26 protein-coding genes, 2 pseudogenes, 1 riboswitch and 1 other annotated feature are annotated in these 26,636 nt (G+C 41.8%); of the genes and pseudogenes, 12 read left to right on the top strand and 16 right to left on the bottom strand.

The annotated features are described in order from the left end of the window. Window positions 1–597: 597 nt before the first annotated feature. The 3 genes from QYF49_RS07270 to QYF49_RS07260 form a co-directional block, all read right to left on the bottom strand. Window positions 598–2,100 (bottom strand): malate:quinone oxidoreductase, encoded by a 1,503-nt coding sequence (locus QYF49_RS07270; RefSeq protein WP_290398914.1) that lies wholly within the window; start codon window positions 2,098–2,100, stop codon window positions 598–600. Between the two features lie 412 nt (window positions 2,101–2,512). Then, window positions 2,513–3,193 (bottom strand): DUF4352 domain-containing protein, encoded by a 681-nt coding sequence (locus QYF49_RS07265; protein WP_290398913.1) that lies wholly within the window; start codon window positions 3,191–3,193, stop codon window positions 2,513–2,515. Between the two features lie 77 nt (window positions 3,194–3,270). After that, window positions 3,271–4,632, bottom strand: coding sequence for an alkaline phosphatase (locus tag QYF49_RS07260; RefSeq protein WP_290398912.1), 1,362 nt, complete (start codon window positions 4,630–4,632; stop codon window positions 3,271–3,273). 206 nt (window positions 4,633–4,838) lie between these two features. On the opposite strand from QYF49_RS07260, the gene QYF49_RS07255 reads away from it, so the two are divergent. Continuing rightward, window positions 4,839–5,492, top strand: coding sequence for a YdeI/OmpD-associated family protein (locus QYF49_RS07255; RefSeq protein WP_290398911.1), 654 nt, complete (start codon window positions 4,839–4,841; stop codon window positions 5,490–5,492). 281 nt (window positions 5,493–5,773) lie between these two features. Here the strand turns inward: QYF49_RS07255 and QYF49_RS07250 are convergent, their stop codons facing one another. Both QYF49_RS07250 and QYF49_RS07245 read right to left on the bottom strand, forming a co-directional pair. Then, complete coding sequence (locus QYF49_RS07250) at window positions 5,774–7,429, bottom strand: hypothetical protein (RefSeq protein ID WP_290398910.1); 1,656 nt, start codon at window positions 7,427–7,429, stop codon at window positions 5,774–5,776. A 283-nt stretch (window positions 7,430–7,712) separates the two neighbouring features. Next, complete coding sequence (locus tag QYF49_RS07245) at window positions 7,713–8,684, bottom strand: polysaccharide deacetylase family protein (protein ID WP_290398909.1); 972 nt, start codon at window positions 8,682–8,684, stop codon at window positions 7,713–7,715. Window positions 8,685–8,979: 295 nt separating this feature from the next. Here QYF49_RS07245 and QYF49_RS07240 point away from each other — a divergent pair, with 295 nt between their 5' ends. The 4 genes from QYF49_RS07240 (at window position 8,980) to QYF49_RS07225 (ending at window position 10,560) form a co-directional block, all read left to right on the top strand. Then, window positions 8,980–9,330 carry a hypothetical protein gene (locus QYF49_RS07240; RefSeq protein ID WP_290398908.1) on the top strand — a complete coding sequence of 117 codons (351 nt, stop codon included), beginning with the start codon at window positions 8,980–8,982 and terminating at the stop codon, window positions 9,328–9,330. A gap of 167 nt (window positions 9,331–9,497) precedes the next feature. Continuing rightward, the gene (locus QYF49_RS07235; RefSeq protein WP_290398907.1) at window positions 9,498–9,716 is read left to right on the top strand and encodes an alpha/beta-type small acid-soluble spore protein; all 219 of its coding nucleotides are present in this window, start codon (window positions 9,498–9,500) and stop codon (window positions 9,714–9,716) included. Between the two features lie 139 nt (window positions 9,717–9,855). After that, window positions 9,856–10,071, top strand: a complete 216-nt coding sequence (locus QYF49_RS07230; RefSeq protein ID WP_290398906.1) for an alpha/beta-type small acid-soluble spore protein — start codon at window positions 9,856–9,858, stop codon at window positions 10,069–10,071. A gap of 264 nt (window positions 10,072–10,335) precedes the next feature. Further along, the gene (locus QYF49_RS07225; RefSeq protein ID WP_290398905.1) at window positions 10,336–10,560 is read left to right on the top strand and encodes an alpha/beta-type small acid-soluble spore protein; all 225 of its coding nucleotides are present in this window, start codon (window positions 10,336–10,338) and stop codon (window positions 10,558–10,560) included. A 102-nt stretch (window positions 10,561–10,662) separates the two neighbouring features. Here QYF49_RS07225 and QYF49_RS07220 read toward each other — a convergent pair whose 3' ends face one another. Genes QYF49_RS07220 through QYF49_RS07205 form a run of 4 tightly spaced genes read right to left on the bottom strand, consistent with a single transcriptional unit; the run spans window position 10,663 to window position 13,812 of the window. After that, window positions 10,663–11,199, bottom strand: coding sequence for a cupin domain-containing protein (locus tag QYF49_RS07220; RefSeq protein WP_290398904.1), 537 nt, complete (start codon window positions 11,197–11,199; stop codon window positions 10,663–10,665). Between the two features lie 57 nt (window positions 11,200–11,256). Further along, a complete protein-coding gene (locus QYF49_RS07215) occupies window positions 11,257–11,904 on the bottom strand; it encodes a methylthioribulose 1-phosphate dehydratase (RefSeq protein ID WP_290398903.1) in 648 nt (215 codons plus the stop codon). After that, on the bottom strand, window positions 11,891–12,595 hold the full coding sequence (locus QYF49_RS07210) for a 2-hydroxy-3-keto-5-methylthiopentenyl-1-phosphate phosphatase (RefSeq protein ID WP_354005803.1): 705 nt from the start codon (window positions 12,593–12,595) through the stop codon (window positions 11,891–11,893). Before QYF49_RS07210 ends, QYF49_RS07215 begins: the two co-directional genes overlap by 14 nt. Continuing rightward, the gene (locus QYF49_RS07205; RefSeq protein ID WP_290398902.1) at window positions 12,592–13,812 is read right to left on the bottom strand and encodes a 2,3-diketo-5-methylthiopentyl-1-phosphate enolase; all 1,221 of its coding nucleotides are present in this window, start codon (window positions 13,810–13,812) and stop codon (window positions 12,592–12,594) included. The genes QYF49_RS07210 and QYF49_RS07205 overlap by 4 nt, the downstream gene beginning before the upstream one ends. A 172-nt stretch (window positions 13,813–13,984) precedes the next feature. Between QYF49_RS07205 and mtnK the strand changes: the two genes are divergently transcribed. Further along, window positions 13,985–15,199 (top strand): S-methyl-5-thioribose kinase, encoded by a 1,215-nt coding sequence (mtnK, locus tag QYF49_RS07200; protein ID WP_290398901.1) that lies wholly within the window; start codon window positions 13,985–13,987, stop codon window positions 15,197–15,199. Continuing rightward, window positions 15,192–16,256 carry an S-methyl-5-thioribose-1-phosphate isomerase gene (gene mtnA, locus QYF49_RS07195; protein WP_290398900.1) on the top strand — a complete coding sequence of 355 codons (1,065 nt, stop codon included), beginning with the start codon at window positions 15,192–15,194 and terminating at the stop codon, window positions 16,254–16,256. The genes mtnK and mtnA overlap by 8 nt, the downstream gene beginning before the upstream one ends. Before the next feature lie 46 nt (window positions 16,257–16,302). On the opposite strand, the gene speD is transcribed toward mtnA, so the two are convergent. Next, window positions 16,303–16,689, bottom strand: coding sequence for an adenosylmethionine decarboxylase (gene speD / locus QYF49_RS07190; protein ID WP_290399075.1), 387 nt, complete (start codon window positions 16,687–16,689; stop codon window positions 16,303–16,305). A gap of 1,170 nt (window positions 16,690–17,859) precedes the next feature. On the opposite strand from speD, the gene QYF49_RS07185 reads away from it, so the two are divergent. Then, complete coding sequence (locus QYF49_RS07185) at window positions 17,860–18,033, top strand: hypothetical protein (protein WP_290398899.1); 174 nt, start codon at window positions 17,860–17,862, stop codon at window positions 18,031–18,033. 103 nt (window positions 18,034–18,136) lie between these two features. Here the strand turns inward: QYF49_RS07185 and QYF49_RS25690 are convergent. From QYF49_RS25690 to QYF49_RS07175, 3 genes and pseudogenes are all read right to left on the bottom strand, one after another. Continuing rightward, window positions 18,137–18,220 (bottom strand): annotated as a pseudogene (locus QYF49_RS25690) (DNA mismatch repair protein MutT); the annotation flags it as partial. A gap of 33 nt (window positions 18,221–18,253) precedes the next feature. Then, window positions 18,254–19,690 carry a branched-chain amino acid transporter BcaP gene (gene bcaP, locus QYF49_RS07180; protein WP_290398898.1) on the bottom strand — a complete coding sequence of 479 codons (1,437 nt, stop codon included), beginning with the start codon at window positions 19,688–19,690 and terminating at the stop codon, window positions 18,254–18,256. 166 nt (window positions 19,691–19,856) lie between these two features. Beyond that, complete coding sequence (locus tag QYF49_RS07175) at window positions 19,857–20,360, bottom strand: YhcN/YlaJ family sporulation lipoprotein (RefSeq protein WP_290398897.1); 504 nt, start codon at window positions 20,358–20,360, stop codon at window positions 19,857–19,859. Between the two features lie 168 nt (window positions 20,361–20,528). Between QYF49_RS07175 and QYF49_RS07170 the strand changes: the two genes are divergently transcribed. Together QYF49_RS07170 and QYF49_RS07165 are read left to right on the top strand one after the other, a co-directional pair. Further along, window positions 20,529–20,705 (top strand): hypothetical protein, encoded by a 177-nt coding sequence (locus tag QYF49_RS07170; RefSeq protein ID WP_290398896.1) that lies wholly within the window; start codon window positions 20,529–20,531, stop codon window positions 20,703–20,705. Between the two features lie 60 nt (window positions 20,706–20,765). Next, the gene (locus QYF49_RS07165) at window positions 20,766–20,930 is read left to right on the top strand and encodes a hypothetical protein (protein ID WP_290398895.1); all 165 of its coding nucleotides are present in this window, start codon (window positions 20,766–20,768) and stop codon (window positions 20,928–20,930) included. Window positions 20,931–21,055: 125 nt separating this feature from the next. On the opposite strand, the gene metC is transcribed toward QYF49_RS07165, so the two are convergent. Next, on the bottom strand, window positions 21,056–22,234 hold the full coding sequence (gene metC, locus QYF49_RS07160; RefSeq protein WP_290398894.1) for a cystathionine beta-lyase: 1,179 nt from the start codon (window positions 22,232–22,234) through the stop codon (window positions 21,056–21,058). Then, window positions 22,227–23,345, bottom strand: a complete 1,119-nt coding sequence (locus QYF49_RS07155) for a methionine biosynthesis PLP-dependent protein (RefSeq protein ID WP_290398893.1) — start codon at window positions 23,343–23,345, stop codon at window positions 22,227–22,229. The genes metC and QYF49_RS07155 overlap by 8 nt, the downstream gene beginning before the upstream one ends. 73 nt (window positions 23,346–23,418) lie before the next feature. After that, a riboswitch (SAM riboswitch) is annotated at window positions 23,419–23,534 on the bottom strand. Between the two features lie 432 nt (window positions 23,535–23,966). Here QYF49_RS07155 and QYF49_RS07150 point away from each other — a divergent pair. Further along, window positions 23,967–24,440, top strand: coding sequence for a CBO0543 family protein (locus QYF49_RS07150; RefSeq protein WP_290398892.1), 474 nt, complete (start codon window positions 23,967–23,969; stop codon window positions 24,438–24,440). A 4-nt stretch (window positions 24,441–24,444) separates the two neighbouring features. On the opposite strand, the pseudogene QYF49_RS07145 reads toward QYF49_RS07150, so the two are convergent. Beyond that, window positions 24,445–24,735 (bottom strand): annotated as a pseudogene (locus QYF49_RS07145) (carboxymuconolactone decarboxylase family protein); the annotation flags it as partial. Between the two features lie 161 nt (window positions 24,736–24,896). Next, window positions 24,897–25,133, top strand: a binding site (T-box leader). A gap of 72 nt (window positions 25,134–25,205) precedes the next feature. On the opposite strand from QYF49_RS07145, the gene QYF49_RS07140 reads away from it, so the two are divergent. Next, complete coding sequence (locus QYF49_RS07140) at window positions 25,206–26,594, top strand: amino acid permease (RefSeq protein ID WP_290398891.1); 1,389 nt, start codon at window positions 25,206–25,208, stop codon at window positions 26,592–26,594. Window positions 26,595–26,636 lie beyond the last annotated feature (42 nt).

Below are 26,636 nucleotides of genomic sequence, written 5' to 3'. Positions count from 1 at the left end.
AAGGAAGTAATAAAAAAAGACTCTGCACGTCTTAATTTAGAACTAACGAAATTAGAACTTATTAATAATATTCTTAGTGTTTTAAAAAATCGTTGAGTGAACATTGTAGAGATTAACAAGCAGCACTTTCTAATTTTCGACATTAATAGGTCGGCTCATGTCAAAGGAACAGAACTATCAGACATAAAATATGACTTCTGTTTGAAGGTGCCCAATCATCATGAATTTGACCTTAACGGTTTAAATGTATTAAAACCGGAATTTCAGGACGGGAAAGGTCAAAAGAAAACAGCCACAATTGATTTTATTCATTAAAAGATGATAGGCGCTACAAAAGACGAAGAAGACTTCGAGGGCGTTTTTGATACTATAAAAGTTCATTAATGATGTAAAAGTAAATGTAGTTGTGAAAAGACAACATAAATGGATACAAAGCTACCGGAAGAAAGTCGATAAATACTTTATCGGAAAATTTTCCGGCAGGCATTTTTAAACGAAGGAGTTCATATGAACCCTTCTTTTTTTGATTTGTGATTAAAAAAACCTTCAATCCAAAGAGAGATCGAAGGTTCGCAACTTTTTTTTAAATCTAAGGAATTAACTAAAGACCATCTCTTTTTCGCCAAAACCAAGCGTCTGCGCTGTTGAAGTATGAATTTTTTGCAGAAGCTCTGGGTTTTCCATCAGTGACACGCCGTAAGAAGGAATCATTTCCTTGATTTTCGGTTCCCACTCTTTCGTATGTTGCGGGAAGCATTTTTTGATTACCTCAAGCATAACGTGAACGGCCGTAGAAGCACCTGGAGAAGCGCCCAGTAATGCTGCGATGGAGCCATCAGCGGCAGTAATCACTTCGGTACCAAATTGAAGTGTTCCTTTACCGCCAGCCTCTGTATCTTTAATCACTTGCACACGTTGGCCCGCTACCACTAAATCCCAATCCTCCGTTTTAGCATTCGGTATAAACTCCCGTAACTCTTCCATGCGCTGCTCTTTCGATAACATCACTTGCTGGATCAGGTATTTTGTCAATGACATTTCTTTTGCGCCTGCCGCCAGCATCGTTAAGACATTGTTCGGTTTTACGGAAGTTACTAAATCCAACAATGAACCCGTTTTTAAGAACTTTGGTGAGAAGCCGGCAAACGGTCCAAACAGCAATGATTTTTTATTTTCGATAAATCGTGTGTCAAGATGCGGAACCGACATTGGCGGAGCACCAACCTTCGCTTTGCCGTATACCTTTGCATGATGCTCAGCTACAACATCCGGATTATTACATACCATAAAGATTCCGCTTACAGGGAATCCTCCAATATGTTTTCCTTCAGGAATACCGGATTTTTGCAGTAAATGCAGGCTCCCTCCTCCGCCACCGATAAAGACGAATTTTGCAGTATGGCTTTCTATCCTACTGCTGTCGAGATTCCGTACTTTCAATTCCCACGAGCCGTCGTTTTTACGCTTAATATCATTAACACTGTGTTTGTAGTTGATTTCGACATTTTTACTCGTTAGGTGGTCAAACAACATGCGGGTTAAAGCACCAAAGTTGACATCTGTTCCAGAGTCAATTTTTGTAGCTGCTATCGGTTCATCCAATTTACGCCCTTCCATAATAAGCGGAATCCATTCCAACAGTTTTTCCGGAACATCTGAAAACTCCATCCCTTGGAAAAGAGGATTATTCGACATCGCTTCAAAACGTTTCTTTAAAAACGTAACATTTTGGTCCCCTTGTACTAAACTCATATGAGGCAATGGCATGATAAAGTCCTGTGGGTTTTGTAACCGCTTGCTGTTTACCAAATAAGACCAAAACTGCATAGAAACCTGAAACTGTTCATTAATTTTTATCGCTTTACTAATATCTACAGATCCATCCGGTTTTTCGACTGTGTAATTCAGCTCGCACAGCGCCGCATGCCCCGTTCCTGCGTTATTCCATTCGTTAGAGCTTTCCTCGCCAGCTTTGTCGAGCTTCTCAAACACTTTAATATTCCATTCCGGTACTAATTCTTTCAAAAGAGTCCCTAAAGTGGCACTCATGATTCCGGCACCAATTAAGATAACGTCTGTTTTAGCTTCTCTGTTGCTCATTATTACCAACCTTTTCGCCTAAAATTTGCAGAAAAGATGCAGGCGTCACACCAAACTAAGGCGCCACCTAGTCACACACCTTTTTTGTCTCGGGTAAAACCATGTCACTTACAATTTTTTATCTTAATTATTTATTATCTACTACTATTATATGATAATTATAAATTATTTAAAAGCTAGTAAAAGTGAGTTGTTCGTCCAATGCCGCCTGGCAACACCAAAACCCTTATAAATACTAGTTGAAGAACACTATAAATTTCGCATTTAGTCCCTCATACAGGTTCCGTTTCATTGATAATTCCTCGCTCATTGTTTCCTTCCAAAAGGGCAAGGCCTGATCCGGTAACTTTCACAGACAGGTCAGAAAAACCCAAGAGAAAAATCTCTTGGGTTTATTTTTAAATGTAGTTAATTATCGATTCAAATCTATCTTAATCGTTTGGGCTTTGTGGATTAACTTATCATTTTGATTAAACACATCACTTGTAGTAACCTCAACCCATTGGATCGGCTGTTTTGCTTCTTCTACAATAAATCCAAGGGTTCCTTCTTTCGTGCTGTTTTCCTTCATCTCTCCGCCCAGCTCTTCCAGATAAATGTCTTCATCGAACATTTTTTTCTGGCCGTCACTTGTTTTTATCAATGCAACAGGAGCAAACTTCACCGTTTTATCCGAGTTATTTTTTATTTCCACTGCAATCTTAACGAAATCGAATTCTTCTTCGTGTGTATAGGAATGAAAAAAGTCAATCATGCTGTTATCAGGTTTGTGATGAATAAGTTTTACATCTTTAATGGTTAAGCTAATGGGTTCATGATTGTAATGTTTATTGACATTCTTTATCCCCTTCAGCGTCATCTCGCCCTTTGAATCATCAATGGTTTGTCCGATTTTCGTCAGGTTTCGGTCATCACTGACTTGTGGATTCGGAACGTGTACATCTTTACTTTCACCTTTGCGTTCAGGTTTGTTTTTTTCAGTTCCTGTCGTTTTTCCCTTCGTCTCGGCAGGCTGCTCATTTTTAGCCGGTTCGTTCGTTGAACAGCCGAATAGGAAGACGGCAAGGGATAATAATACTATTACCGATCTCATTGATGACCCCCCAATAAATATCCCGTTGCCCTATTAAGCAACGGGATATATTTTTTTCTGTATGATTCGTTCTATTCTTACCGGTTGTTTTTAAGAATGTTAAAAATGATTTTCGCGTTATCCGTGTTATTAATCTGCCCGGAGAACCGTTCCTTTCCAGGACCGAAAGCGAAGACCGGCACGTCTTCACCAGTATGTCCACCCGTCGTCCATCCTGTGTGAGAACGCTCATCAAAAATTTTCTCAATGGCATTATCGATTTCGGTTTCTTTTTTTGTTTCGGCTGCTTTTTTAACGGATTGAATTTCTTCTGTTGTCAATTCAAGGTCGATGTATTTCTTTAAAATTGCTTCCACATCTGCGCCTTTTGTGATTTCTGCAGCCATGAAGTCAGGTGTGCGTTTAGCTGCTTTAATTGGAGCGCCAAACCAGTTGTAAATTCCGTTTGCACCGATTGAATATCCGCCGGTCGAATGGTCAGCAGTGGCAACAACTAAAGTGTGTCCGTCCTTTTTGGCAAAATCGATAGCCGCTTTATACGCTCTTTCGAAGTCTTCCATTTCACTCATGGCCGAAACGATATCATTGTCGTGTCCTGCCCAGTCAATCTCACTTCCTTCAACCATCAGGAAGAATCCCTTTTTGTTCTTGCTCAGACGTTCGATGGCAGAGCTTGTCATTTCTTTTAATGAAGGAGTTTCTTCGTTTCGGTCGATCATTTTCGGGAGACCTCCCGGAGCAAACAATCCTAGAACTTTTCCGTTCTTATCCTTCGTCATTTGCTCGCGGTTTGTTACATAGCTGTATCCGTCTTCTTTGAATTCCTCAGTCAAATTGCGGTCTGGACGAACAAAGTTGCTGCTTCCTCCGCCTAGGATAACGTCCACTTTGTGTTTGCCGTTGATCTTTTCATCATAATAATCGTCTGCGATTGAGTTCATGTTCTTACGGCTGATGTCATGGGCACCAAATGAAGCAGGTGTTGCATGCGTCGTTTCGGAAGTAGAGACGAGTCCAGTTCCTTTTCCGTTTTCTTTTGCTGCTTCAAGAACCGTTTTAACCTCTGATTCATCATTGTCAACTGCAATGGCTGCATTATATGTTTTAACACCTGCGGACATCGCAGTAGCGGCGGCAGCTGAGTCTGTAACGTTTTGTGCGGGATCTTCAGGATAGGTCATCTGAGTTCCGACCAGGTGCTTATCGAATTCGGTTTTCTCCAGCGTTTCAGTGGCCGGGTTGTCTTTCAAATAGCGATGTGCAGATGTATAAGAAATACCCATACCATCGCCAATCAAGAAAATGACATTTTTGATTTCTCCAGGTTTTGTTACTTCCTCTGCATTTGCTTCTGGTTGTGTACTCGCTAAACTTGCAATCCCTACCGATGAGAGTACAGCTAATGGCAATAGTTTTTTCATCCACTTGTTCTTCAACATATGATCCCCCTAAAAATTTTCTCAAGCTTTTTCAATATAGAACTTTACTATTAAGCTAGCGTTAAACCGATATTAATAAATTGTAAATTAAGTATATTGTGACTAATCCCCACTTTTTTGTGTCAGGCTGGCCGTATTGCGCCTCCGCAGCAGATTGTTGTAAATTGGATATAAGATTAATGTTTGAAATATATAAGGAGCATACAATGACGATTATTGATAAATTAAAGCTAACAAAATATCAGAACATGGCCGTTCTTAATCAATTAAGTGAATATCATATCTTTACCGATCAATCGACTGCTGTGTCTAAAGATCATGATGCGATTTTTATTTTTGTGGAAACGTTAGATGAGATGGTGCAACATGTTGAAGCCATTGTGAAAAATGATCAGATTTTGCTAGAGAACGGGTATCTCTTTGTTGCTTATCCGAAGAAGGGAAATAAACGATTTAAGACCTTTATCCATAGAGATGAAATGTTTCCTGCCTTGAATGTGGGAGAGGATGGATATGTGGGTGACAGTGATATCAAATTTGCGCGAATGGTTAGTATGGATGAGGTTTTTACTGTTGTTGGGTTAAAACGGGAGAAAAAGAAAATCAAAAAATCTTTAGCAGCAAGCCAGTGTGTTGCGGATTATGAGGATCATATCAAAGACGTTGAACGTTTACTAACGAACCATCCAAATGAAATGAAATTCTACCAACAGTTAACACGAGTCTATCAAAAAGACTGGGCACGATATATTTACTCAGCTAAACAACAGCAGACACGGGATAAGCGTTATCTCCAGATGGTGGATATTCTTTCGCAAGGATATAAATCGATGGACTTATTCCGTCAAAAAAGGAAATAAGCCTTATCTACCTGCGTTAGAGTTCACGTTTATTCTGACATTGGATCCGAACGAGATAATTCTTTCCAGTCTACCCTTTAAAAACGGATTCGCGGCTCACATGAATGTTTAGGTAAAGATCTTTATGGGTGCATATTGCCGCAACCTATGGTTGCCACATTAAAATGCATCGACTTTGGACTGGGAAACCTGATGATGAAAATACAGTAAAAAAGCTGATCGCCAGTATGTACCAGCGATCAGCTCGTTTTATCATGTAGTCAGACAAAGCTTCTAGAGGGCTATAGAGCAGAATAATAGCCCTCAAGCTCATTGATCAAGGCATCCCAGCTTTCAGCCTGATCAACAGTTATTTGCTTTCCTTTTAGTGAAGCAATCTGGTTTTGTAAACTGTCAAGACCCTGGATGGCCCTGTCATTTTGCTCTTCAAAGTGGCAGGTCATGATGCTGTCTGCCTTTTTAAGAAGGCTGCTTTTTGTCGAAGCTTCAACATCGGAAGAGAAAATGGAAGAATACAATTCATACGTTGCATAGGAAACCTTTATATGATTATAGGCGCGCTCGCGTCTCTGCTCATCATAATGCAAAATTTCACCGATGATTCCGGCATAGTTAGATGAGAAATTCCAGCTGCTGCTATCGGCAAAATTTGCATTGTTAACGGTAAAACCAACAGGTTCCAGTGCATCGAAACCTGCGTACGTCCAGAAGTTATTTACTCCCTTCTTCTCATAAAAACGGAACGATAGATCTGCCCAGGATTTGCCGGCCAGATACGGTTTCAGGTCTACCGTCACTGGGATCCAAAGGAGGTCGGGAACAATGTCAGCGGTATCCTGTTCCCAGACGACCTTTCCATCCACCAGTAGCTGTTTTTTATGGTAACCGTAGACGTCTGCTCCAAGGTTCATCGTCTGAAACGTTAATGAATAGCTGTCCGCCTTATTTACCCTCACACGTTGGGTCGCCTGAGTGTAATTGCCGGCTGAACTTGGGACGCCGCTTCCAATAAAAAAGTTTAAATATCCAGCGTCATCATATGCCTTATCGTCGTTGGGCTCAGGCTCAAAATTCTTTTTGAGGACATAGGAGATGGTTCCTTTTATTTTTCCCTGCTTCATGTTCTCCAACGCGATTTGGGTCGCTTCTCTAATATAGTTTGCCGAAGGATTGGCAGGAGTGTTGGATAATTGAGAGGCGTAAATCATCCAATATAACGGTAAATGATATTTGCTAAGCAAACGATAAGCGCTGTCGATTTGTTCCTGTTCGGATGCATATACTTGGGTATTCCGGTAGATTCCATCCCTGAAAGCAATGATTACCCCATCAATATATGCTCCCCTTGTCTGAAGAAAAGAGTCATTCAATGAATCGGTATACATTAGAGGAGTGAAAAACAGGTCAGGATTAATCGCTTCGGACGTTTTTTTCATTTGATCCAAATAATCCGGGGTGAAAGTTGTAAGGTTATGATTAAAATCATCGATGGCCCATCCGATTACGTTAGGATATTCAACAGACAGTTTCGCTATCTCTCTGGACCAGGAAAGATAATCTGTTGTATAAGGATAGGATTTTCGCTCACCGGTTGATTCAGTTGGGGGAACAACATACACGACCACATTGATTCCGGCCTTTTTAGCAGCCGGTAAAAATTCGTTTCTCAGGTCATCCCAATCTGTTTTTTCGTGCCAAATCAGAAAATAATAGGTGTTGATATGTAATTCTTTCATCTTCTCGATGGAACGGGGTGTATCAATATGATAAATCCCATCGGAACGGGGTGACGTCTCGCGGATAACCCCGGCATAATCTCCAAGAATGTTTCCTGGGATTCCCGTTTCTGCTGCGTTCGCTGTTTTGGGTGCGGCAAACCCGGAGATTACGCTGAGAACAAATGAAGATAGCAGGAAATACAACCGAAAACGCTTCATAATCTTCCTCCTCTAATTTTTTATTGTGGAGTGTGATAATGATTAACAGTATTGCACATTTGTAAGAAAAGGTATGTACCGAGCATACGGTGACCATTATAACATGCCCACAATTGACCATTTTTCTTATATAACTCTGGCGTTTCCCCACCACAGCTGATAAAACATTTCCTGATAGAAGGATTTAAATAGACTGTAAACTTTTTTTAAGGATTTATAATAAAGAAACAGAATAACCGTTATCGGACGGTTACTCTGTTTTTTTGTTGGATTTAATTCCCTACTACTGACCTATTAGGGATGGAACGGTAACAAATTTGTATCCTTTTGCTCGTAATTGGTCAATCATTTGAGGCAGGGCCTTAACTGTTTCGAATTTCCCGGATTCATGATAGGAATGTTGAAGAACAATAACTCCAGGGCTTGCGTTCTTCTTTACCGCTGATACAATTTCTTCAGCTGATGTACCATTCCAATCCTTGGTATCTGCTGTCCACAAAACAGAATGATAGTGATGATTATTAAGCATGTCTATCTGGTGATCGTTTATTTCACCAAACGGAGGCCGGAATAAATTTGTTTTGAGACCTGTAATTTTTTCAATTTCTGTGCTTGTTGACTGTATGTTTTTCTCTAGTTCCTTGTCTGTAAGTTGCGTTATGTTCGGATGATCCCAAGTATGATTACCAATAGCATGTCCTTCTCTGTAAATTTGCTTCAGTCTGTCAGGATATTGCTTTGCCCTCTCTCCAACCACAAAGAAAGTAGCTTTAACGCCTTTTTCTTTTAAGATTTTTAAAATTTGTGGAGTAAAGCGGTTATCCGGTCCATCATCAAAAGTAAGGGCAATCTGCTTCTTGCTCGTATTACCCATATAGTAACCCGGTTCGTTTTTCATGGGCACTTTAATAATTTGTCCCGGATAAATCATTCGATAATTGGTAATTTGGGGATTCGCTCGTTTCATCTGTGTGGTAGAAACACCATATTTAACGGCGAGTTTATGAATAGTATCTCCTTCTATTACCCTGTGCTGCACAGGATTAGGAATCTCTAAACTTTGTCCTTGTTCCAGGCCAGTAGTAAATAATTTATTCAGGTTTACCACTCTGTCTTTAGAGGTTTTATACTTGTCGGCTATTTTTGAAATCGTATCTCCCTGCTGAACGGTGTAGGATGCAGCCACCGCATACTGGTCAGCCGTAAGCTGACTAACTAAAAATATGGCTAATAACCCGGTGATTCTTTTATACATCGTGATTCCTCCTTTATTTACAATGTTTAATTGTAAATGAGAAATCTGAAGGGCTCCATTACAATCAAATTAAAATTATGTAAACACATAAAACTCAGTACCATTGCAAAATTGGGATGAAGTTTCTCTGCTGTTTACCTCTTGTTTACTTTCGTTCCCTAAAATATGAGTAACAAAATTATCAGAAAGGAGATTCCCATGAGGAAGAAAAGAACAGGGTGGTTATCAAAAAAAATGGGGATATACTGCGTCTTTTGCGCTCATTCCCTATGTGATTTTAAGACGCTTTGGGCCAATGGAATTGTCATTTCCCTCTACCAGTAAAGGGATTGAGGATCTCCATTCCTCCATCGAGACGAACGCCGGCGCAGTCAGCAGATATCTGTACGATTATGGCATCGGCTTTACCGCTATTTTATCGGTGACCGCTTCTCTGCTCGCGCTTGCATTGGTCCAGGATCGGGGAAGGAAAGTCCCGAACTGGTTGTTGTTAACACCTGCATGTATGGGGGGATCGTTCTTCATTTACAACAGCCTTGTAACCTTATATAAAATGCTCAGCTGCTCTATTCGTTTGTCCGAAAATCGTGAATTTGACCCATGGGTGCTGCTTCTAATGTTAAAGATACAGGAGGTTAAGGGATAAATGAAGGAAGTGCTTTGGCAAACAACATTTTACCTGTTATCAAATACCCATAAAAACCAGAATCAAACTCTTTATACCATGAACTCAAGCATGTATTTTTACAAAAATTTCATGGTATTAATTGAGGCATATATTCAGAATTTAATAATGAAACGGAGGTGAACAATATGGCAAATCGTGGTGAAGGAAACCGTAATCGCCTATTAGTACAAGGTGCACAACAAGCGATCGACCAAATGAAGTTTGAAATCGCTACTGAATTTGGAGTACAACTGGGAGCTGACCAAACTTCTCGTGCAAACGGGTCCGTCGGTGGAGAGATCACTAAACGTCTAGTAGCTACTGCCCAACAGCAGCTGTCTGGATTTGGCGGACAACAACAATAAATAGGAATGGATCAGGCTGTCTATAACATTTTAGGCAGCCTTTTTGATATGTTCCATCTAACCTCCCTGTAATCCCATATATTTCAGGGCATGTTTTGATTTCATAAAGGGATTATAACTATATAGGGAGGTGAGATATATGGCAAATCGAGGTCGTAATGAATTACTGGTTCCGGGGGCTCAACAAGTAATCGACCAATTTAAATATGAGATCGCTACGGAATTCGGGGTACAACTTGGTTCTGATACGGTTTCCCGTTCAAACGGTTCAGTTGGCGGTGAAATTACAAAGCGTTTGGTTGCTGCAGCTCAACAGCAGCTTTCTGGACTTGGGGGTTCTGATTCGTCTCGCTAATCCATTTCAGACCACTTTGACGGGAATTTAATTAAAATGTACCTACAACTTAATACTTCTAAATGGCTGTGACTACCTACTTGTAGGTAGTCGTTTTTTATAAATAATGTCACTGTTACATAATTCCAATCTCACTATTTTTTAATATGAACAAAGGAAACAGAAATATTCACACTAAATCAGTAAATCTTTAACAATTACTTCAAATATATGAATAAAAACTTGTTGCTGGTGAGATGTTATCAAAAAGGAGGTGATTACATAATGGCAAATCGTAGTGGTGGAAATCGTAATCAGGTATTGGTACCAGGTGCACAACAAGCACTAGATCAAATGAAATATGAAATTGCTACTGAGTTTGGTGTTCAACTAGGAGCTGACACAGCTTCTCGCGCGAACGGTTCAGTAGGTGGTGAGATCACAAAACGTCTTGTTGCTCAAGCACAATCGCAACTTTCCGGAGGTTTTGGCGGAGCAGGATCTCGTTAATTCATTTAACAGAATATTATTTGCAAAGGCTATCCTTTAAGAGGATAGCCTTTATGCTTTACTTAACAACAAAAAAAGAGACAAAACATGCCTCTCTATTCTTTACGCTTTAAAATCAGGATCGTTATATGAATGAGCTACCCAACCTGTGGAATCTATAAACAATCGAACGGCGACGACTTTACGGTTTTCCATTAAAGTAAAAAAGTGAGGGATGTTAACTGGCACAGAGATGACATCTCCTGCGGACAGCTCCACATCAAAATATCCCGCCTTTTCTCCTTTGATCGTGAAGATGCCGTTTCCTGCTGTAATGGCACGAACTTCGTCCTCTGTGTGGACATGGACTTGTTCGAATTTTTTCAGAAGGACATCCAAGTTTGGAGTGGCATCAGACAAAGAGATGATATCCCATTCTTTGTAGCCGTTTCGAGTGGCTAGTGACGTAATTTCATCATGATAGGTCTCCAGGATCTTTGCTTTTTCCTCATCGGAAAGGATAAATTTATCCCGAAGATCTTCTGGCAGTTTCTCAGGGTCCCAATGTTCATATAAAACTCCCTGAGCTTCGAGAAATTCCCGAACACTTTCTTCAGTTGTTAATCGTTCATTTGTATTTCGAATACGAATGTTTGCCATTTACACTATCCCCTTGTCAATTGATTTTTTTTGGCCGGCTTTTTCGGGCCGGAACCATTAGACCTTCCGTTGGATCGAAAGCAGTCTGATGTGATAGTTAAACAAAAATTCAAATGCCTCCAGATGGCGTTTGGCGCTAAAATCACTGTCCCCCCATACGTATATACCGTGGTTTCGAATTAATACCCCGGGAACCTCGAACTTCAAGCTCTTTTTGATCTCTGCAGCCAGCTTAGGAATATCCGCAAAGTTTTCTACGATCGGGATCGAAATAGAGGCATCTTGTTCCCATAGATCAAATGCTTTAATCAGTTCTTGTCCTTTAAAGATAACCTCCCCCTCATCCCCATACAGCTCGGAAATCAGATTATTTGGAACCGTATGAACGTGAAAAACCGCTTCACAATCAGGGATGGATTCATATACTGCCGTATGGATCAGCGTTTCTGCGGAAGGCTTTAATGCTGTCGTTGTGAGGGGTTTTCCTTGCACATCGATGATTAGAAAATCTTCCGGGGTGTCCATGGATTTATCTTTCCCGCTGGATGTGATCGCAAAAATCTCCAATCCAGGTCTGACCCGAATCGAGAGATTGCCGCTTGTTGCTGGAAACCAGCCCCTTGTTGCGAATGTTTTCTTCATCTCACGCAGGAGCGAAAAGGAGGCTTGAATATCCTCCAATGTGACATTTTTAAGGGTGTCCATCAAATAGATCACCTCGCTTGTATAATTGTTGGAAGATCGCAATGACATCGTAAAAGGAATGAAATTCTCTGTAAGGCAGTGCGTATTGTTTACACTTCTCCAACAAAAGTTCTCTGGCGATCACAAGGTCAGCTTGTTTCGCTGCAGCTACGTCTGTGATGCTGTCTCCAATGACGACTTTCTTGACGGTTTTCTTATCGGGAAGGTTTTGGAAAGAACGAATGATACTCGGTTTACACAGGCCGCAGTCGTTCGAACAATGCTCATCACAAGGATATGGCCATACAATGTTGACCTTCTCCCCGCTAAAGCTGCCCACGTTGCAATAAATGTTTTTCGGCGGAATGTTAAAACGGGAAAGGATCGGATAAACAAAAAAATCAATGCCCCCGCTTATCACCAAAAGCTCGATGTTTCGTTTCTCGCAAAACGCCACAAATTCTGGGAACCCGCTGCGAATTTCAACCTTTTCAACCGCAAATCGAACAATTTCATCTTGTTGTGAGGTATCCAGCAAGGAAAACAATGTTCCAACACCGTCACGGATACTTATCCGTTGATTCAAAATATCGTCTTTAATTATTTCCCAGCCTGGAGGATCAAAATGGCGCATGATGCGGATGATGTTATCGATTTTCGTGATTGTTCCGTCAAAATCACAGAAGATCATGATCGTGGAGGATGTTGTCACGTAGCCTTCACTCCCCATTTTTGGATGGCAGTATAAAGTTCAGGTGATTGCAGGGCGTATTCCTCCAAGGAACGTCCCGTTGTAACAGCTTCTATGGCATGAATAAAGGCTTTTGCTCCTGCCGTTGCCCCTTGTGGATGTCCATGGATGCCTCCGCCTGCATTGACAATCACTTCATTTCCGAAGTCCCGATACAAAAGGGGGACAAGCCCTGGATATACTCCTGCAGAAGGCACCGGAAAAGCTCGCACATGATATTTATTGGCCGAACGTAAATGGCTTGCGATTTTTAGAGAATCCTCTTTTGGCATCGTGACCGATCCATACGGGGAAGGATAGAGGGTCATGTCAGCGCCTGCCCATCGCATAATTTTTCCGAGCAGAAGGGGGGCAGCGACACCAAACTCGGCTGAAGGATATAATGCCCCCGAAAAGGAAGGGTGAGCCATGATTGGTACATTGATATCCGGATCTTGAGCCAGCCGGTGAAGAATATCCAGTCCATATGGAAAGACATTTAACAGCAAACATGAAGCCCCCTCCCCCACATAGCGTTTGGCACGTTCGGTTAATTCTGTAACTGGGCCCGTCAGGTTGACGGCGTAAAGGACCTTTTTTCCCGACTGTTCCTGAAGTTCTCTGTTTCGTTTTTCCATTTGTTTAATTCTTTGAACGACATCGTTTGGATCCCTGGTAAAAAAGATTTCATCATCTTTTACCAGATCGACGCCACCCGCGATTTGTTTTTGGTACTCTTCATCCAGTTCTACCAATGACAAACCGATACATTGCTTGAAAATGCTCATTAGCAGAGGGCGTTCGTTCACACCGAGCAAGTTTCGGACACCCTTTATACCGAAACGGGGGCCTGGGAATTGTGCGATAAAAGAATCTGGTAATTCAAGGTCCATTAATTTAATTTGGCCATCCATAGATAGTTTTCCAAAGACAGTCGTCAGGATGGAAGGCAGATCAGGGGTCATATTGGTGATTGGGTATCCGATCGTGATAAAAGCTTTTCTGGGTTCGGAATCAATTTCATGGATGTCGAACACCTTGCCTTTGTGCTGCATCATTTTCTGTTGTTGTTCCTTTGTAAGTTCGGTCCATGTACCTACAGTGAGTCCAATGGCGATATCGTGAGCCTTTTTATGATAGTTTACATTGCCATGCAGCAAGTAAGTGGCCAAAACATAATCTTCTACTGCTGCCGCCATTCTTTGTCACCTCCTAAAAGAAAAAGGGATTTATTAACCTTTCATCACCTCTTTCATAGAATCAGCATATGATAGTTTAAGTGATTTGGTGTATGGGTTTGCAAAAAAAACAATGTTTGTCCACATCATCAAATTGCGATTGGATCAAAAGAGAACAAAGGAATGATGATCGATGTCAAATTATTATCCTCTTAATTCACAGCAAGCAATGGAGTATGTCGGCAAGCTGGGGATATTTCCTGATCATTCTTCTCTTGTGTGCCGTGAAATTGGAGATGGAAATTTAAATCTCGTTTTTCATATCAAAGAAAAATCAGCGGCAACAGGAGTGATTATCAAACAGGCACTCCCCTATGCAAGAGTGGTAGGGGAGTCGTGGCCGTTAACCTTGGACAGGGCCAGGATTGAAAGTGAAGCCCTGATCGTTCACCATTGCATGTGCCCTGGAATGGTTCCGAAAGTCTATCACTATGATCCTGGATTGGCCCTTACAGTCATGGAAGACTTGTCGACACATATCATCCTGCGCAAAGGGTTAATGGCAAGAACAGCCTATCCATTATTTGCAAAACAAATCGGTTCTTTTCTTGCCCGAACACTGCTGCTCACTTCTGATATCGTCTTGGATCCGCTCGAAAAAAAGAATCGAATGATCCAATTTTCAAACCCGGAGATGTGCAAAATTACGGAAGACCTCGTGTTTACCGATCCCTATTATGATGCAGAAACCAACCGATTTAACCCGTTGCTGGATGAGGAAGTGAAGAAAATTTGGGGAAATGACAAGCTCAAATATCAGATCGCTAAACTGAAGGAAAAGTTTCTTACTCATTCGCAGGCGCTCATTCATGGGGATCTGCACACAGGAAGCATCATGGTTACCGGGAACGACCTTAAAGTGATCGATCCTGAATTTGCCTTTTATGGACCGATGGGATTCGATGTCGGGGCCCTTTTTGCCAATCTGCTGCTCTCCTATGCCTCACAAGTGGGGCATTCATTAAGTGTGGAAGAACGCAAACGCAAAGACTATCAGAACTATCTACTAAATACCATTGAACAAGTTTGGTTAGCCTTTGAGCAGGAATTTAGAGCGTTATGGAAGGAACAAGCAAAAGAACCAACGGCAGCAGCAAAAGGGTATGTTGACGATTATATAATGAGGATTCTTCAAGATGCGTCTGGATTTGCAGGTTGTAAAATGTTGCGCAGGGTTATTGGCCTCGCGCATGTGGAAGATCTTGAAAGTATAGAAGACCTCGAATCTCGAGCAAAGGGCGAAAAACTAGCCCTCGGTATTGGCCAGCAGCTCGTTATAAAAGGTGATCGTATACAGAACATTAAGGATATCACGTCCCTAGCTAAAAAGGTGTCTTCCGATGGGTAAGATTGTGCAATCCGTTGAATGGAATAATGACCGATTGATATTACTCGATCAGACCCAGCTCCCCGCACAAACGGTATATATCGAGTTAACCGAGATAGTAGATGTATGGGAGGCCATTCATACACTAAAAGTACGCGGTGCTCCTGCCATTGGAATGGCAGCCGCATACGGCTTATATTTAGGGGTAAGGGACAGTAAAGAACATGAAGATGACTTTCTTCTAAGTCTAGAGAAAAAAGCTGCATATTTAACAACAGCAAGGCCGACAGCTGTCAATTTATGCTGGGCAATAGAACGACTTTTGAACAGAGCCTATCAAGAAACAGCCCTAGGATCACAATTGCCAAAAATAAAAGCTGCGCTGCTTGAGGAAGCTTTATTCATTCAGTTGGAGGACGAGGAAGCTTGCAGAAACATCGGTGAACATGCTTTGACATTATTTAAGGATGATATGGGAATCCTCACTCATTGCAATGCAGGCAGTTTGGCAACGGCAAAATATGGGACAGCTACAGCGCCTTTTTATCTCGCCAAGGCAAGAGGATGGCATTTGAAGGTGTTTGCCGGTGAAACTCGGCCTGTACTTCAAGGAGCCCGTTTAACCGCATGGGAATTACAGCAGGCGGATATTGATGTTACTCTTCTATGCGACAACATGGCTGCCATGGTTATGGCAAAGGGCTGGATTCAAGCGGTCATTGTGGGAACGGACCGGGTAGCCGCAAATGGAGATACAGCCAACAAGATTGGTACGTATGGACTTGCACTCCTTGCAAAAGCTCATAATATCCCGTTTTATGTGGCTGCGCCAACATCTTCGATTGATTTGCAGACGATGTCCGGCCTGGATATTCCGATTGAAGAAAGACCCATAGAAGAGGTAGCAGCAGTTCTTGGAAAACGAACAGCACCGGAAGGCATCAAGATTTACAATCCTGCTTTTGATGTTACTCCGTATCATCTGATAACGGCCTTCATAACCGAGAAAGGCATTGTCCATCCAGATCAGCATGGGCAGTATAACCTTCCCATTCATCCATTATTACAGAAAAAATAAAAAACCCGGTTTCTTGTTGAAATCGGGTTTTGTGATGGAGTTGATTTTAGCTACCACCGTTTTTTCGAATAATACGGACCGACGGGTTCGCAATGTACTCTTCTCCTCTGGAAACATCGTGTACTACAGCATAATCTGCACCTAGAAAATTAAGGACATTTTGTACTTCAAGAAATGGATTCTTTGTTCCGCAAGTGTAAATATCAATAGCCGCATAGTTCTTTTCTGGCCACGTGTGTATGGACATATGGGAGGTAGATAGTACAAGCGTACCTGTCACCCCATACGGCTGAAAACTGTAAAAGTAGCGATTTAATACTGTCATTTCCAGTCGCTCCGCCGTTAGATTCAGTTGGTTTTCAAGCTCCTTTGCGTCATTCAGAATACTGGACTTGCAGTTAAACGCATCAATAATGATATGGAACCCTTTCATTTCCAATTACATTTCCCCCTATACTATTAATTTATAAGCCCTCATCTTTTACTTGTATGATGATGACCCTCTCCCTTCTAGTTAATTATTACAGTTTATGCAGATTTACTAGATTTGGTTGGACAACCATTTATTTTTTTTAAAATCCGCAAATGAGCAGATATGGCCCAACGCAAAAATACCGCCTTATCCTCGGTATTTAAGCTGTTAATCGTCCATTTCCTCTTGATACAAGCAGTTGCAGGAGCTTATTTTTAAGCGAAATAAATAAGAGAATCTTTTGGAAGTATCCGATGGTGGACATTTATCGACTTTTTTGCTGCCATGAAAACCCCAGTTCCAAAGGTATGAAAGGCATGAAAGAAAACTTGCACGATTGTCCGCCAAAATAGCTGGCACACTCTATTTTCTACAATGAATCTTAATTGTTTAAATATCTTCTTTATTGCTGCGGAAAAGCCATTTTGACTATCGCCGTGTTGCAAATAATTCCATTGGGTACATACACAATTCTTAGGCGATTGAAATACATTAAAATTGTTCACGAAAAAATTCTTTAAAAGGGGAATTTGATGTCTGAGAATGGGAGAGACACTTTCAATATTGATATATTCACCGAAGAAGGTATCCGTTTTTCACTAGAGGAGATCCCAAAAATAAAAATGAAAAAAATGGCGTTGTTTCAGAGGAAAGCTGAGTATATTTTTAAAGATCAATCGGGAAAAAATATAACGGTGAATGTCCAATCCTTTAGGGTCGTAAAAAATTTTAAAAAGTAGTGTTGAATGAAGGCTGCCATAGTGGTAGCCATTTCTACATAAACAACCCCATTTGCAAGTTGTTGCTCTGAGCATTAAGATTCGTTTTTCCTTCAACGTACTTTTATTTGGCATATGTCCATATTATGGATGATAATAAAAGATATCCTTACAGAGAGGGAGGGAATATGTATTGAAAAGATGGACCAGGACAATGATGCCTCTATTGTTTAAGTACGTTTTGATCAGTGGCTGCGGAAGGGATGGAATGTCCTCACAAGAATAGAGTAAAAGTAATACGGCCAGATGGGAATAGTGAGGATAAATTTTTAAAATATGATGGAAAAGATGACCGCTATGAGAGATTAAGAATTATCCAAAAAACAAAAAATATAGACGGAGGTGTTTACCCATGATGGGGCTATCGCTCTTTATATTCTTCTTGCTGCTTTTTGCTTTCTTTATCGATTGGAGACGCAAAAAAAATAATAATCAGTTGAACCGGTCCACCCACCCTGGTGCGAAGCCTGGCGAGGATTCTAATCATTTGATGGGCGACAATCGATATGACGGAGGGGGCCCTTAATCCGCCTTTTTATAACCTCATCTGTAATTATACTAACTCTGAATCTTGACTGATTGATCTGCTCGTCTAATATTTTCCTTTATGTGATCCATATAATATCATCCACTTCTTCATATATCTCTCTTCTAAGAGTTCTTTCCAAAATATCGGTTGAGTCGCCCTCCTTCTCCACCTTGCCCCCAAACAAAAGGCGGCTCCAATTTCAGAGCCGCTTTCCTAATTAAAATGACTTCTCCATTGTCTTCATCGATACTCCTTCTGGCTGCGCTGTGTTCAAAGCCGAATGCTTTTTTGAATAAGCAAAGTAAATGATGAGGCCGACTGCCAGCCAAATGGCAAACGAATACCAGGTGATTGCCGCCAGCTGTGTCATTAAGAACACACAGAAAGCGACCGCCAAGATTGGTACAACCGGTACGCCCGGACAGCGGAACGGGCGGTTTAAATCCGGCTGTGTCCTGCGGAGGATTAGAACCGCAATCGAGATCAGGGTAAATGCGAAAAGCGTTCCTATATTGATCAGTTCAGCAAGACGGCCTAGTGGAATCAGCCCTCCTACCAAAGCCGAGACCAATCCTACGAGCCATGTCGATCCGTATGGCGTTTTATATTTAGGGTGAACATTAGAAAACATTTTTGGAAGCAAACCATCACGGGACATTGCAAAAAAGATTCGGCTTTGGCCAAAAGCCATGACGAGCAAAACCGTTGTCATACCCAAGATGGCTCCTAGGTCAATAAATCCGGCCACCCAGTTTTGGCCAGCCATCTGCAGTGCAAGAGATACCGGATGATCAATACCCTCAAATTTTGCATAAGGTACGATTCCCGTCATGATACACGTAACGACAATGTATAGAAGGGTACAGATGGATAAAGAAGCAATAATCCCTCTAGGAAGATCTTTTGCAGGGTTTTTCACTTCTTCTGCGGCTGATGTTACTGCATCAAAACCAATATAGGCAAAAAACACGAGAGCCGCCGCCTTGAACACACCGCTGAAACCAAACGGAGTGAAAGGCTGCCATTGTTCAGGTTTAACGTAACCGGCACCAACGACGATAAACAGCAGAACAACCGCCACTTTTATGATGACCATAATGTTGTTAATACGTGTTGATTCTTTTACACCTCTTGAGAGGAGGAAAGTCACAAGAATAAGGATAATGAAGGCTGGAAGATTAAAGTAAGTCGTCGCTCCTGGAATCGAACCTGGAGCAGCAGTCAGCACTTTAGGCAAATGAATGCCAAATCCACCAAGCAAGGATTGAAAATATCCAGACCACCCGGCTGAAACCGCGGATGTTGTCAGTGCATATTCAAGAATGAGATCCCATCCGATAATCCAAGCGATAAATTCTCCCATCGTTGCATAGCTGTATGTATATACAGAGCCTGAAACGGGAACGGTTGATGCGAATTCCGCGTAGGCCAGTGCCGCAAACCCACAGGCAAGGGCTGCGATCACAAAGGAAAGGATTAATCCTGGTCCAGCCGTTAATGCTCCCTTACCAGTCAGAACGAAAATCCCTGTACCTATGATGGCGCCAATCCCAAGCATCGTTAAATCCCAAGCACCCAAGGCCTTTTTTAACGTTTGTCCTTTCTGGCTCGTTTGAATAAGCTGATCAATACTTTTTGTACGAAAGAGGCTCATATACTATGTCATCCTTCCTGATGTTATCTTTAAGACATGCGAAAATTTTATCATACTTTGTTGAATTTTCGCAATACTCGAAAAATATTATATTAAAATAAAAAAAGCCACTTTTTGTGGCTCAACAAGTATTATTGTTTGGCAAACAGAAGAGCATTTGCCCCTTTTACCTTTGTGTTGGGAATAATCTCCGAACCATCTCGCTGAATTCTTCAACGAAACCTGTCACAGGTTTTCCGGCTTGAATATCATTCACGTATTTTTGAACACGGTCAAAAAAATCAGGGTTCGTAGATACAAATACGTCGTTAATATCAGGATCTGTACTTTTTACTCTGTCTGCTATTTTTTTCTCGGTTTGCTTTGTCAGCTTGCCGTTATCTCCATCCTCTAAAACAGCTGCCACATAGGCATTATCATCCGTAACGATGACGTTCGCCTGACGCACTTCTTTAAGTTGGACTACTTGATCGGCTGCTTCATCAGCCACATCCAGCCGATTATCTTGGTTCTCATTGTTGCCTGTATTTTCGTCAGTACTGATGTTCCTCATATTTTTGTTTGCGTTATCCATTCCCTGCTTGTCATCTCGGCCATTCGTACAGGCTGTTAAAACAGCGATCATGAAAACGATAACCATAAATTGAATCAGATTGAGTTTCTTATTCATACAGAGGTTCTCTCCTTTCTTTATATCGTTAGCTTTTGGAAAATATTCTGTATTATGCATGAAAAGAGGAAAAGATCCGTTTTGGTAATAATCAACTTAATTCATTCAATGGTTTTTAGACAAAATAATATGGTTCAGAAATGGACAAAAATTTAAAGAGGTGAGGTAATGAAAGCCAATTTGAATACGATTTTACCAATTATCGCTTCAGTAGGAGTTGGCATTGCGGCGTATCAAATGATGAGTGGTAATGGCAGGAAAATGGAAAACATGATGCCGCTTGCTTCAGATGTGATGGGAATGGGCATGCAGGGACAGAGTCAACAACAGTCCAATAATCAATAAGACATTTTTAGTCATACCTGATATTTATAGCAGGTATGCGATTCTGTCAGGAGGGGACAAATGATGAATCCTAAACATGATACTCATGGCCGGAAAAGAATTCTTGCCTCCAATCTGCAAGAGGGCCAAGACAAAATAACCAGTGAAAATTCAGGTCCGTCTGCTTCTGCTGATTTTGTGGAAGATGAGACCAGTCAGATGCTCACAAGTAAAAATAACAGATAGATCAATCAAAAAGCAGGCATTTATATGCCTGCTCCGTTTTCTGTATATCAGGTCAACCATTAATTTTTATTAACACTGTTTCTGTCCCTCCCCTGCCACTTACCGTACAGCCAGGATCGGTACTTTTATTTTGCAAGCACCTGAATTGTGCTCTGTGCCAATGCGAACTCAAAATCAGCGATAAGGTCTTCAGGGTCTTCGAGTCCTGCTGAAAAACGGAAAAGTGTATTGGTAATTCCTCTTTTCTTTCGTTCCTGCTCCGGCATGGCCGCATGTGACATTTTTGCCGGGTAAGATAAAATGGACTCCACTGCTCCAAGGCTCACCGCTAATACGGGTATCTGCAGATGTGACGTAAAAGGTCTTACCAGCTGTTCGCTTTCCAGCTCAAAGGAAAACACTGCTCCAGGACCCTCAGCCTGCCGGCGCTGCAATGGATAGCCGGAGTGCTCTTTCAGTCCTGGATAATGCACCTTTTTTACAAGAGGGTGATGATTTAAATACTCTGCAAGTTTGCCAGCTGCCTCTGAAGAATGGCGAAGGCGGACATACAACGTTTTCAACCCGCGCATGAGGAGCCATGCATCCTGGACTCCCAGTACTGCTCCAAAAGAATTCTGAAGAAAATAAAGGCGTTCTGCGAGCTCTTCATCCTTAACAACCGCTAGCCCCGCAACAACATCACTGTGGCCGGCAAGAAACTTTGTCGCGCTGTGAAGAACGATATCCGCTCCCAGCGATAAAGGCTGCTGAAGAGCAGGGGTTAAGAACGTATTATCTACAAAGGTGAGTGCTCCCTGTTGTCTGGCAAGCTCACTCACCGCTTGTATATCCGTTACTTTTAACAGCGGATTGGACGGTGTCTCGATATAGAATGCTTTCGTATTCGGCTGAACGGCTTGCTCTACTTCTTTCAAATCGGTCATATCAACAAACGTATGGGTAATTCCGAGCCGTGTGAGCACTTCCGTAACCATTCGGTAAGTTCCCCCGTAAACATCTTCTGAAATGACAACATGGTCACCTTGTGACAGGAGGAGAAAAGCGGTTGAGATTGCGGCCATGCCCGAAGAGAACGCGAAACCCCGACAGCCTCCCTCCAACTGGGCGATCTGCTCTTCCAATGCTTCTCTTGTCGGATTGGCTGATCGGCTATAGTCATATTTTCCGAACTGGTCAAGATCCTCTTGGTGGAACGTCGAGGAAAGATGCATAGGTACACTGACCGCGCCGGTAACAGGATCCGTCTTATGCTTATGATGCAGCAATTTTGTTTGAAAGTTATAACAGGAATAGTCACTCATGGGTAATTGCCTCCTTTTGAACGATTTGAAGTGCTTGCGTCAAGTCTTCTATCAGGTCCTTTTCATCTTCAATTCCAACTGACAGCCGCAAGAGACGGTTGCACACCCCTCTCTGGATGCGTATATGATCCGGAATGTCGGCATGTGTCTGAGTAGCTGGGTAAGTAACAAAGCTTTCTACACCGCCTAGGCTTTCCGCAAACGTGATCAGTGAAACCGCCTTTAGGAAATCAGGTACCCATTCTTCCCGTTGAAGCCGAAAAGAGATCATTCCACCTCTTCCGGGATACAGCACATCCGCGACAGCTTCATGTCCTCGGAGAAAATTGACGAGCTCCCTGGCGTTTTCCTCATGCTTTTTCATTCTTAAAGCGAGGGTTTTCATTCCTCTCATCAACAGCCAGGCGTCAAACGGACTTAAGACTGCACCTGTGGCATTATGTTGGTAGGACAATTCTTCACATAGTTCCTCTCCTTTTGCAGCAACGAGCCCTGCGAGTACATCGTTGTGTCCCCCAAGATATTTGGTCGCACTATGAATGACGATATCTGCTCCAAGTTCGATCGGTTTTTGAAGCAAAGGCGTGTAGAACGTATTGTCAACAATAACGAGGAGGCCGTGTACCTTTCCAACAGCAGCTATCGCTTGGATATCGCAGGTTTCCATTAAAGGATTTGTAGGGGTCTCAAGAAAAATGGCTTTTGTTTTCTTTGTTATTGCCTTCTCAATTTCAAGGGGATTTGCGGTGTCAACGTATTTACAGGACAACCCCCACTTTTTATAGCCTTCCTCCAGTAACCGATAAGTCCCCCCATATAAATCGCTGGATACGATCCATTCATCCCCTGACTGAAAAAGGGAAAGAATGGTGGCAATCGCGGCCATTCCCGAACTGCAAGCGAAGCCTTGGTCCGCTCCTTCCAGATCTGCTATTGCCTGCTCCAGCAGCTGCCGTGTTGGATTGCCGGTGCGTATGTAATCATACCCGCTTGATTCTCCTATTCCAGTATGCCGATAAGCTGTGGAAAAATAGACGGGTGGATTGACTGATCCTGTGCGGTCTTCACTTCGGTTTCCGATCTGTGCAAGCTTTGTCTGCGTTTTATACATGGGAATCCTCCTAAAAATAAAATAAAAAAAGCCTTCTAAGAAGAAGACTTTTGAGAAATATCAATTGTCGTTCTTCTTATCTTTCAAGTTCATTCACGAACTTGATGGACTTAGCACCTTTTCAGCCATCCGCGGCTGAAGGTTGCTGAGGTATCATCGGGCCATTCCCTCTACCTCTCTTGATAAGAAAACAAATCACGTATCAAATTGTACTTATTACTCTACATTAGTTTTCAGAATGTTTCAATAGGAATCGCAAAAAACTTTACGTGCGATTATTTCATTTTTACTTCATGAGTTAAGTCCCTTTTACAAAGCATTAAGAACCGTCCCTTAAACCTAAGGAAATAGTCGGTATAATACAGGACATGAAGCAGAGAACATTAACCTGTTTTTTTTAAATATTAAAATGTTTTTATCAGTTTCGTAAAATATTAACAATGGTAATATTTATATAATACTGATATTAAGGGAGTCCAAAACGTTGCATCAATTGTTTATTAACTCAAAGGAACAATTATTTATATTGCTTCCGTTCACTAGGATAGTCGTTTTTCCGTTTGGAATGAAAGGCAGATGAATGAAACATGCTATCACCAACGTCATATTTTGGGTGATAGCATGATTACATTTGTTCTGTTATATATGGCTCTGCCTTGGCTTGCAGCTCTAATTCTTGTCTATAAAGACTACAGACTTATTTTAGTGATTTCCCCCATTACCTCAGTCATCGCTTTCATCATTAATGGCTGGGGAACTCACTTTCATTTTTGGAGAGTCGCGCCTTATTCTATGGATCAATACATTTCTGCCATGCCGTATAATCTGGGCATTTTTCCGGTGCTTTGCTCATACATGATTTATTTCATCTCTGTTTCCAAAATCGATGATCTTCTTCTCATTTTTGTATTCACCTTAGGCACGACTGGTTTAGAATATCTTTCGTTGTATAGAAACCATATTGTTTATGATCATGGCTGGACAATTTATTGGACATTTATTTCCTATTTGATTCCTTATTTTCTGGTATACGGCTATTACCGGCTGCTTACTAGAAAGGATGATATAAACTCATTCCGAAAGCTCCGGCATTAAACGCAAGTGTGACCGATTCAGTCAGCGCAAGAACCGCTCGTTCTACAGCTGAAAAGAATGGTGATTCCCGCCAGCCATTAAGGGAGTAGATCCGCTGTTCGGTCTCCCCCATTAAACGTGCATCCGTCGTATGCATATCAATACAGTAGGCGCACCCATTGATCTGGGAGGCACGAATTTTTATGAGCTCTTTCAGCTTAGGGTCCAAACTTGCAGACATCACATATTGTTCAAGTTTTAACATTGCCTCATAACCCTCTGGATTCACCATCCCTAATAAAAATCTTCTTTCCATGCTAAACTCCTCCTCATTTTATCGTTGCACTGCTATGACAGATCTTTACATTCATTGGTGACATAAATTCAAGTTTCTGTTTGAATGCTTGCATGTGAAGAAGGGTTGACAAACTGCTTATCAGCGCTTATAGTATGGAATAATATTTGAAACGTCGATATGAAAACGCATGGAACGGGAGCAGTAAAAGTTCAATTTATAGCCACAGAGAGCTGCGGTATGGTGTAAAGCAGTCTATGAATACTTTGAACTCGCCCGGGAGCAGTAGGACCAGAGGAAAACAAGTGATTCCCTAAGTTTTGACGGCTAACCACCGTTATCTGGTATGAAAAAGCAGGGTTCAAAGCGAATCAATTAGAGTGGTACCGCGGTTAGTCATAAGGCTTATCGTCTCTTTTCTCATTATTCATGAGGCAAGAGACGGTAAGCCTTTTTTATTAACTATTATGGGTTCAAGGAGAGATTAGGTTATGGAGAACAACAGCAAGAAACTGCAGCGCACCATGACATCGCGCCATATTATGATGATGGCGTTGGGAGGAAGTATTGGGGCAGGACTATTTAAAGGAAGCAGTGATGCCATTGATATGGCGGGTCCATCTGTAATCATCGCTTATCTGATCGGCGGCATCATTTTATTATTCATCATGAAGGGATTGGCGGAAATGGCCGTACAAAACACGCAGGCCAGGACGTTTCGTGACTTGGTTCAGTCTGCACTGGGACCTTTTCCTGCTTATTTTCTGGATTGGATTTACTGGAAAATGTGGGTATTAAACATCGCTGCTGAAGCAGTGGTCGCTGCCATTTTCCTTCAGTATTGGTTTCCTGATGGTCCGATATGGGTATTGGCCCTTTTGGTTTCCGCAGCAGTAACAGTTATCAATCTTCTTTCCGTTAAACTGTTTGCAGAAACGGAGTATTGGCTTGCCTGGATTAAGATTAGTGTCATTATTATTTTTATTCTTTCCGGACTATTTCTTTTGTTCGTATCGTTCGGCGGGCATACTGCTCCGAGTTTTTCCCATTTGACGGATCACGGCGGATTTTTTCCCAAAGGCTCTTCAGGTTTAATCGCGGCCATGCTGGTGGTCATCTACTCGTATGGCGGAACTGAAATCATTGGTGTTACGCTGGCTGAAACGAAAAATCCGGAAAAAGCCGTACCGAAAGCGGTCCGCAGCACCTTAACACGCATCATTGCTTTTTACCTATTTCCGTTTTTTATTATCGTCAGTCTCATTCCCTGGAATGATGTCAACGGTGTTCAGCAAAGTCCCTTTGTCATGGTATTTAAGATGATCGGCATCCCGGGAGCTGATCACGTGATGAATGGCGTGATATTGCTCGCGATTATATCATCCATGAACTCCGGGCTGTACGGTTCTTCCCGTGTACTTTATAACCAGGCAGCAGATGGCCAGGTTCCGAAAATTTTTGCTAAGCTCACCGCTAATAAGGTGCCTGTCTATTCCATCCTGCTTTGCACATCCTCACTTTATGCGGGTGTCCTTATCTCTTTGTTTGCCGGCAGCAAAACGTTCAATTATCTTATGGGCTCTTTAGGTTATACCGTGCTATTTATCTGGCTGACCCTTGCCTTCGCTCATCTCAAATCAAGAAAAAAACAGACCGGCATCTCGGGATTTCGTGTTAAATGGTTTCCCTATACGACATGGATCGCCATTATTGCTTTATTCGCGATCCTCGTCGGCATTATGTATACGACCTCCGTGGTCATAACTCTTGTTACACTTTTTATCTATTTAATCATCACAGGCACGTACGTCATTAAAAAACGTTCCGTGCATTCCTGCGATACATCCTTGGAGAATTTCGCTGTTAAGGCATCCAAATAAAAATAAAAAAACGCCCCATTTAGGGGGCGTTTTTCTATGGGT

The sequence above is a fragment of the Fictibacillus terranigra genome (genome assembly GCF_030412265.1).
Taxonomy (GTDB): domain Bacteria; phylum Bacillota; class Bacilli; order Bacillales; family Fictibacillaceae; genus Fictibacillus_C; species Fictibacillus_C terrinigri.
Note: the sequence above shows the minus strand (reverse complement) of the source record. Positions and strands in the feature narration are given on the sequence as shown.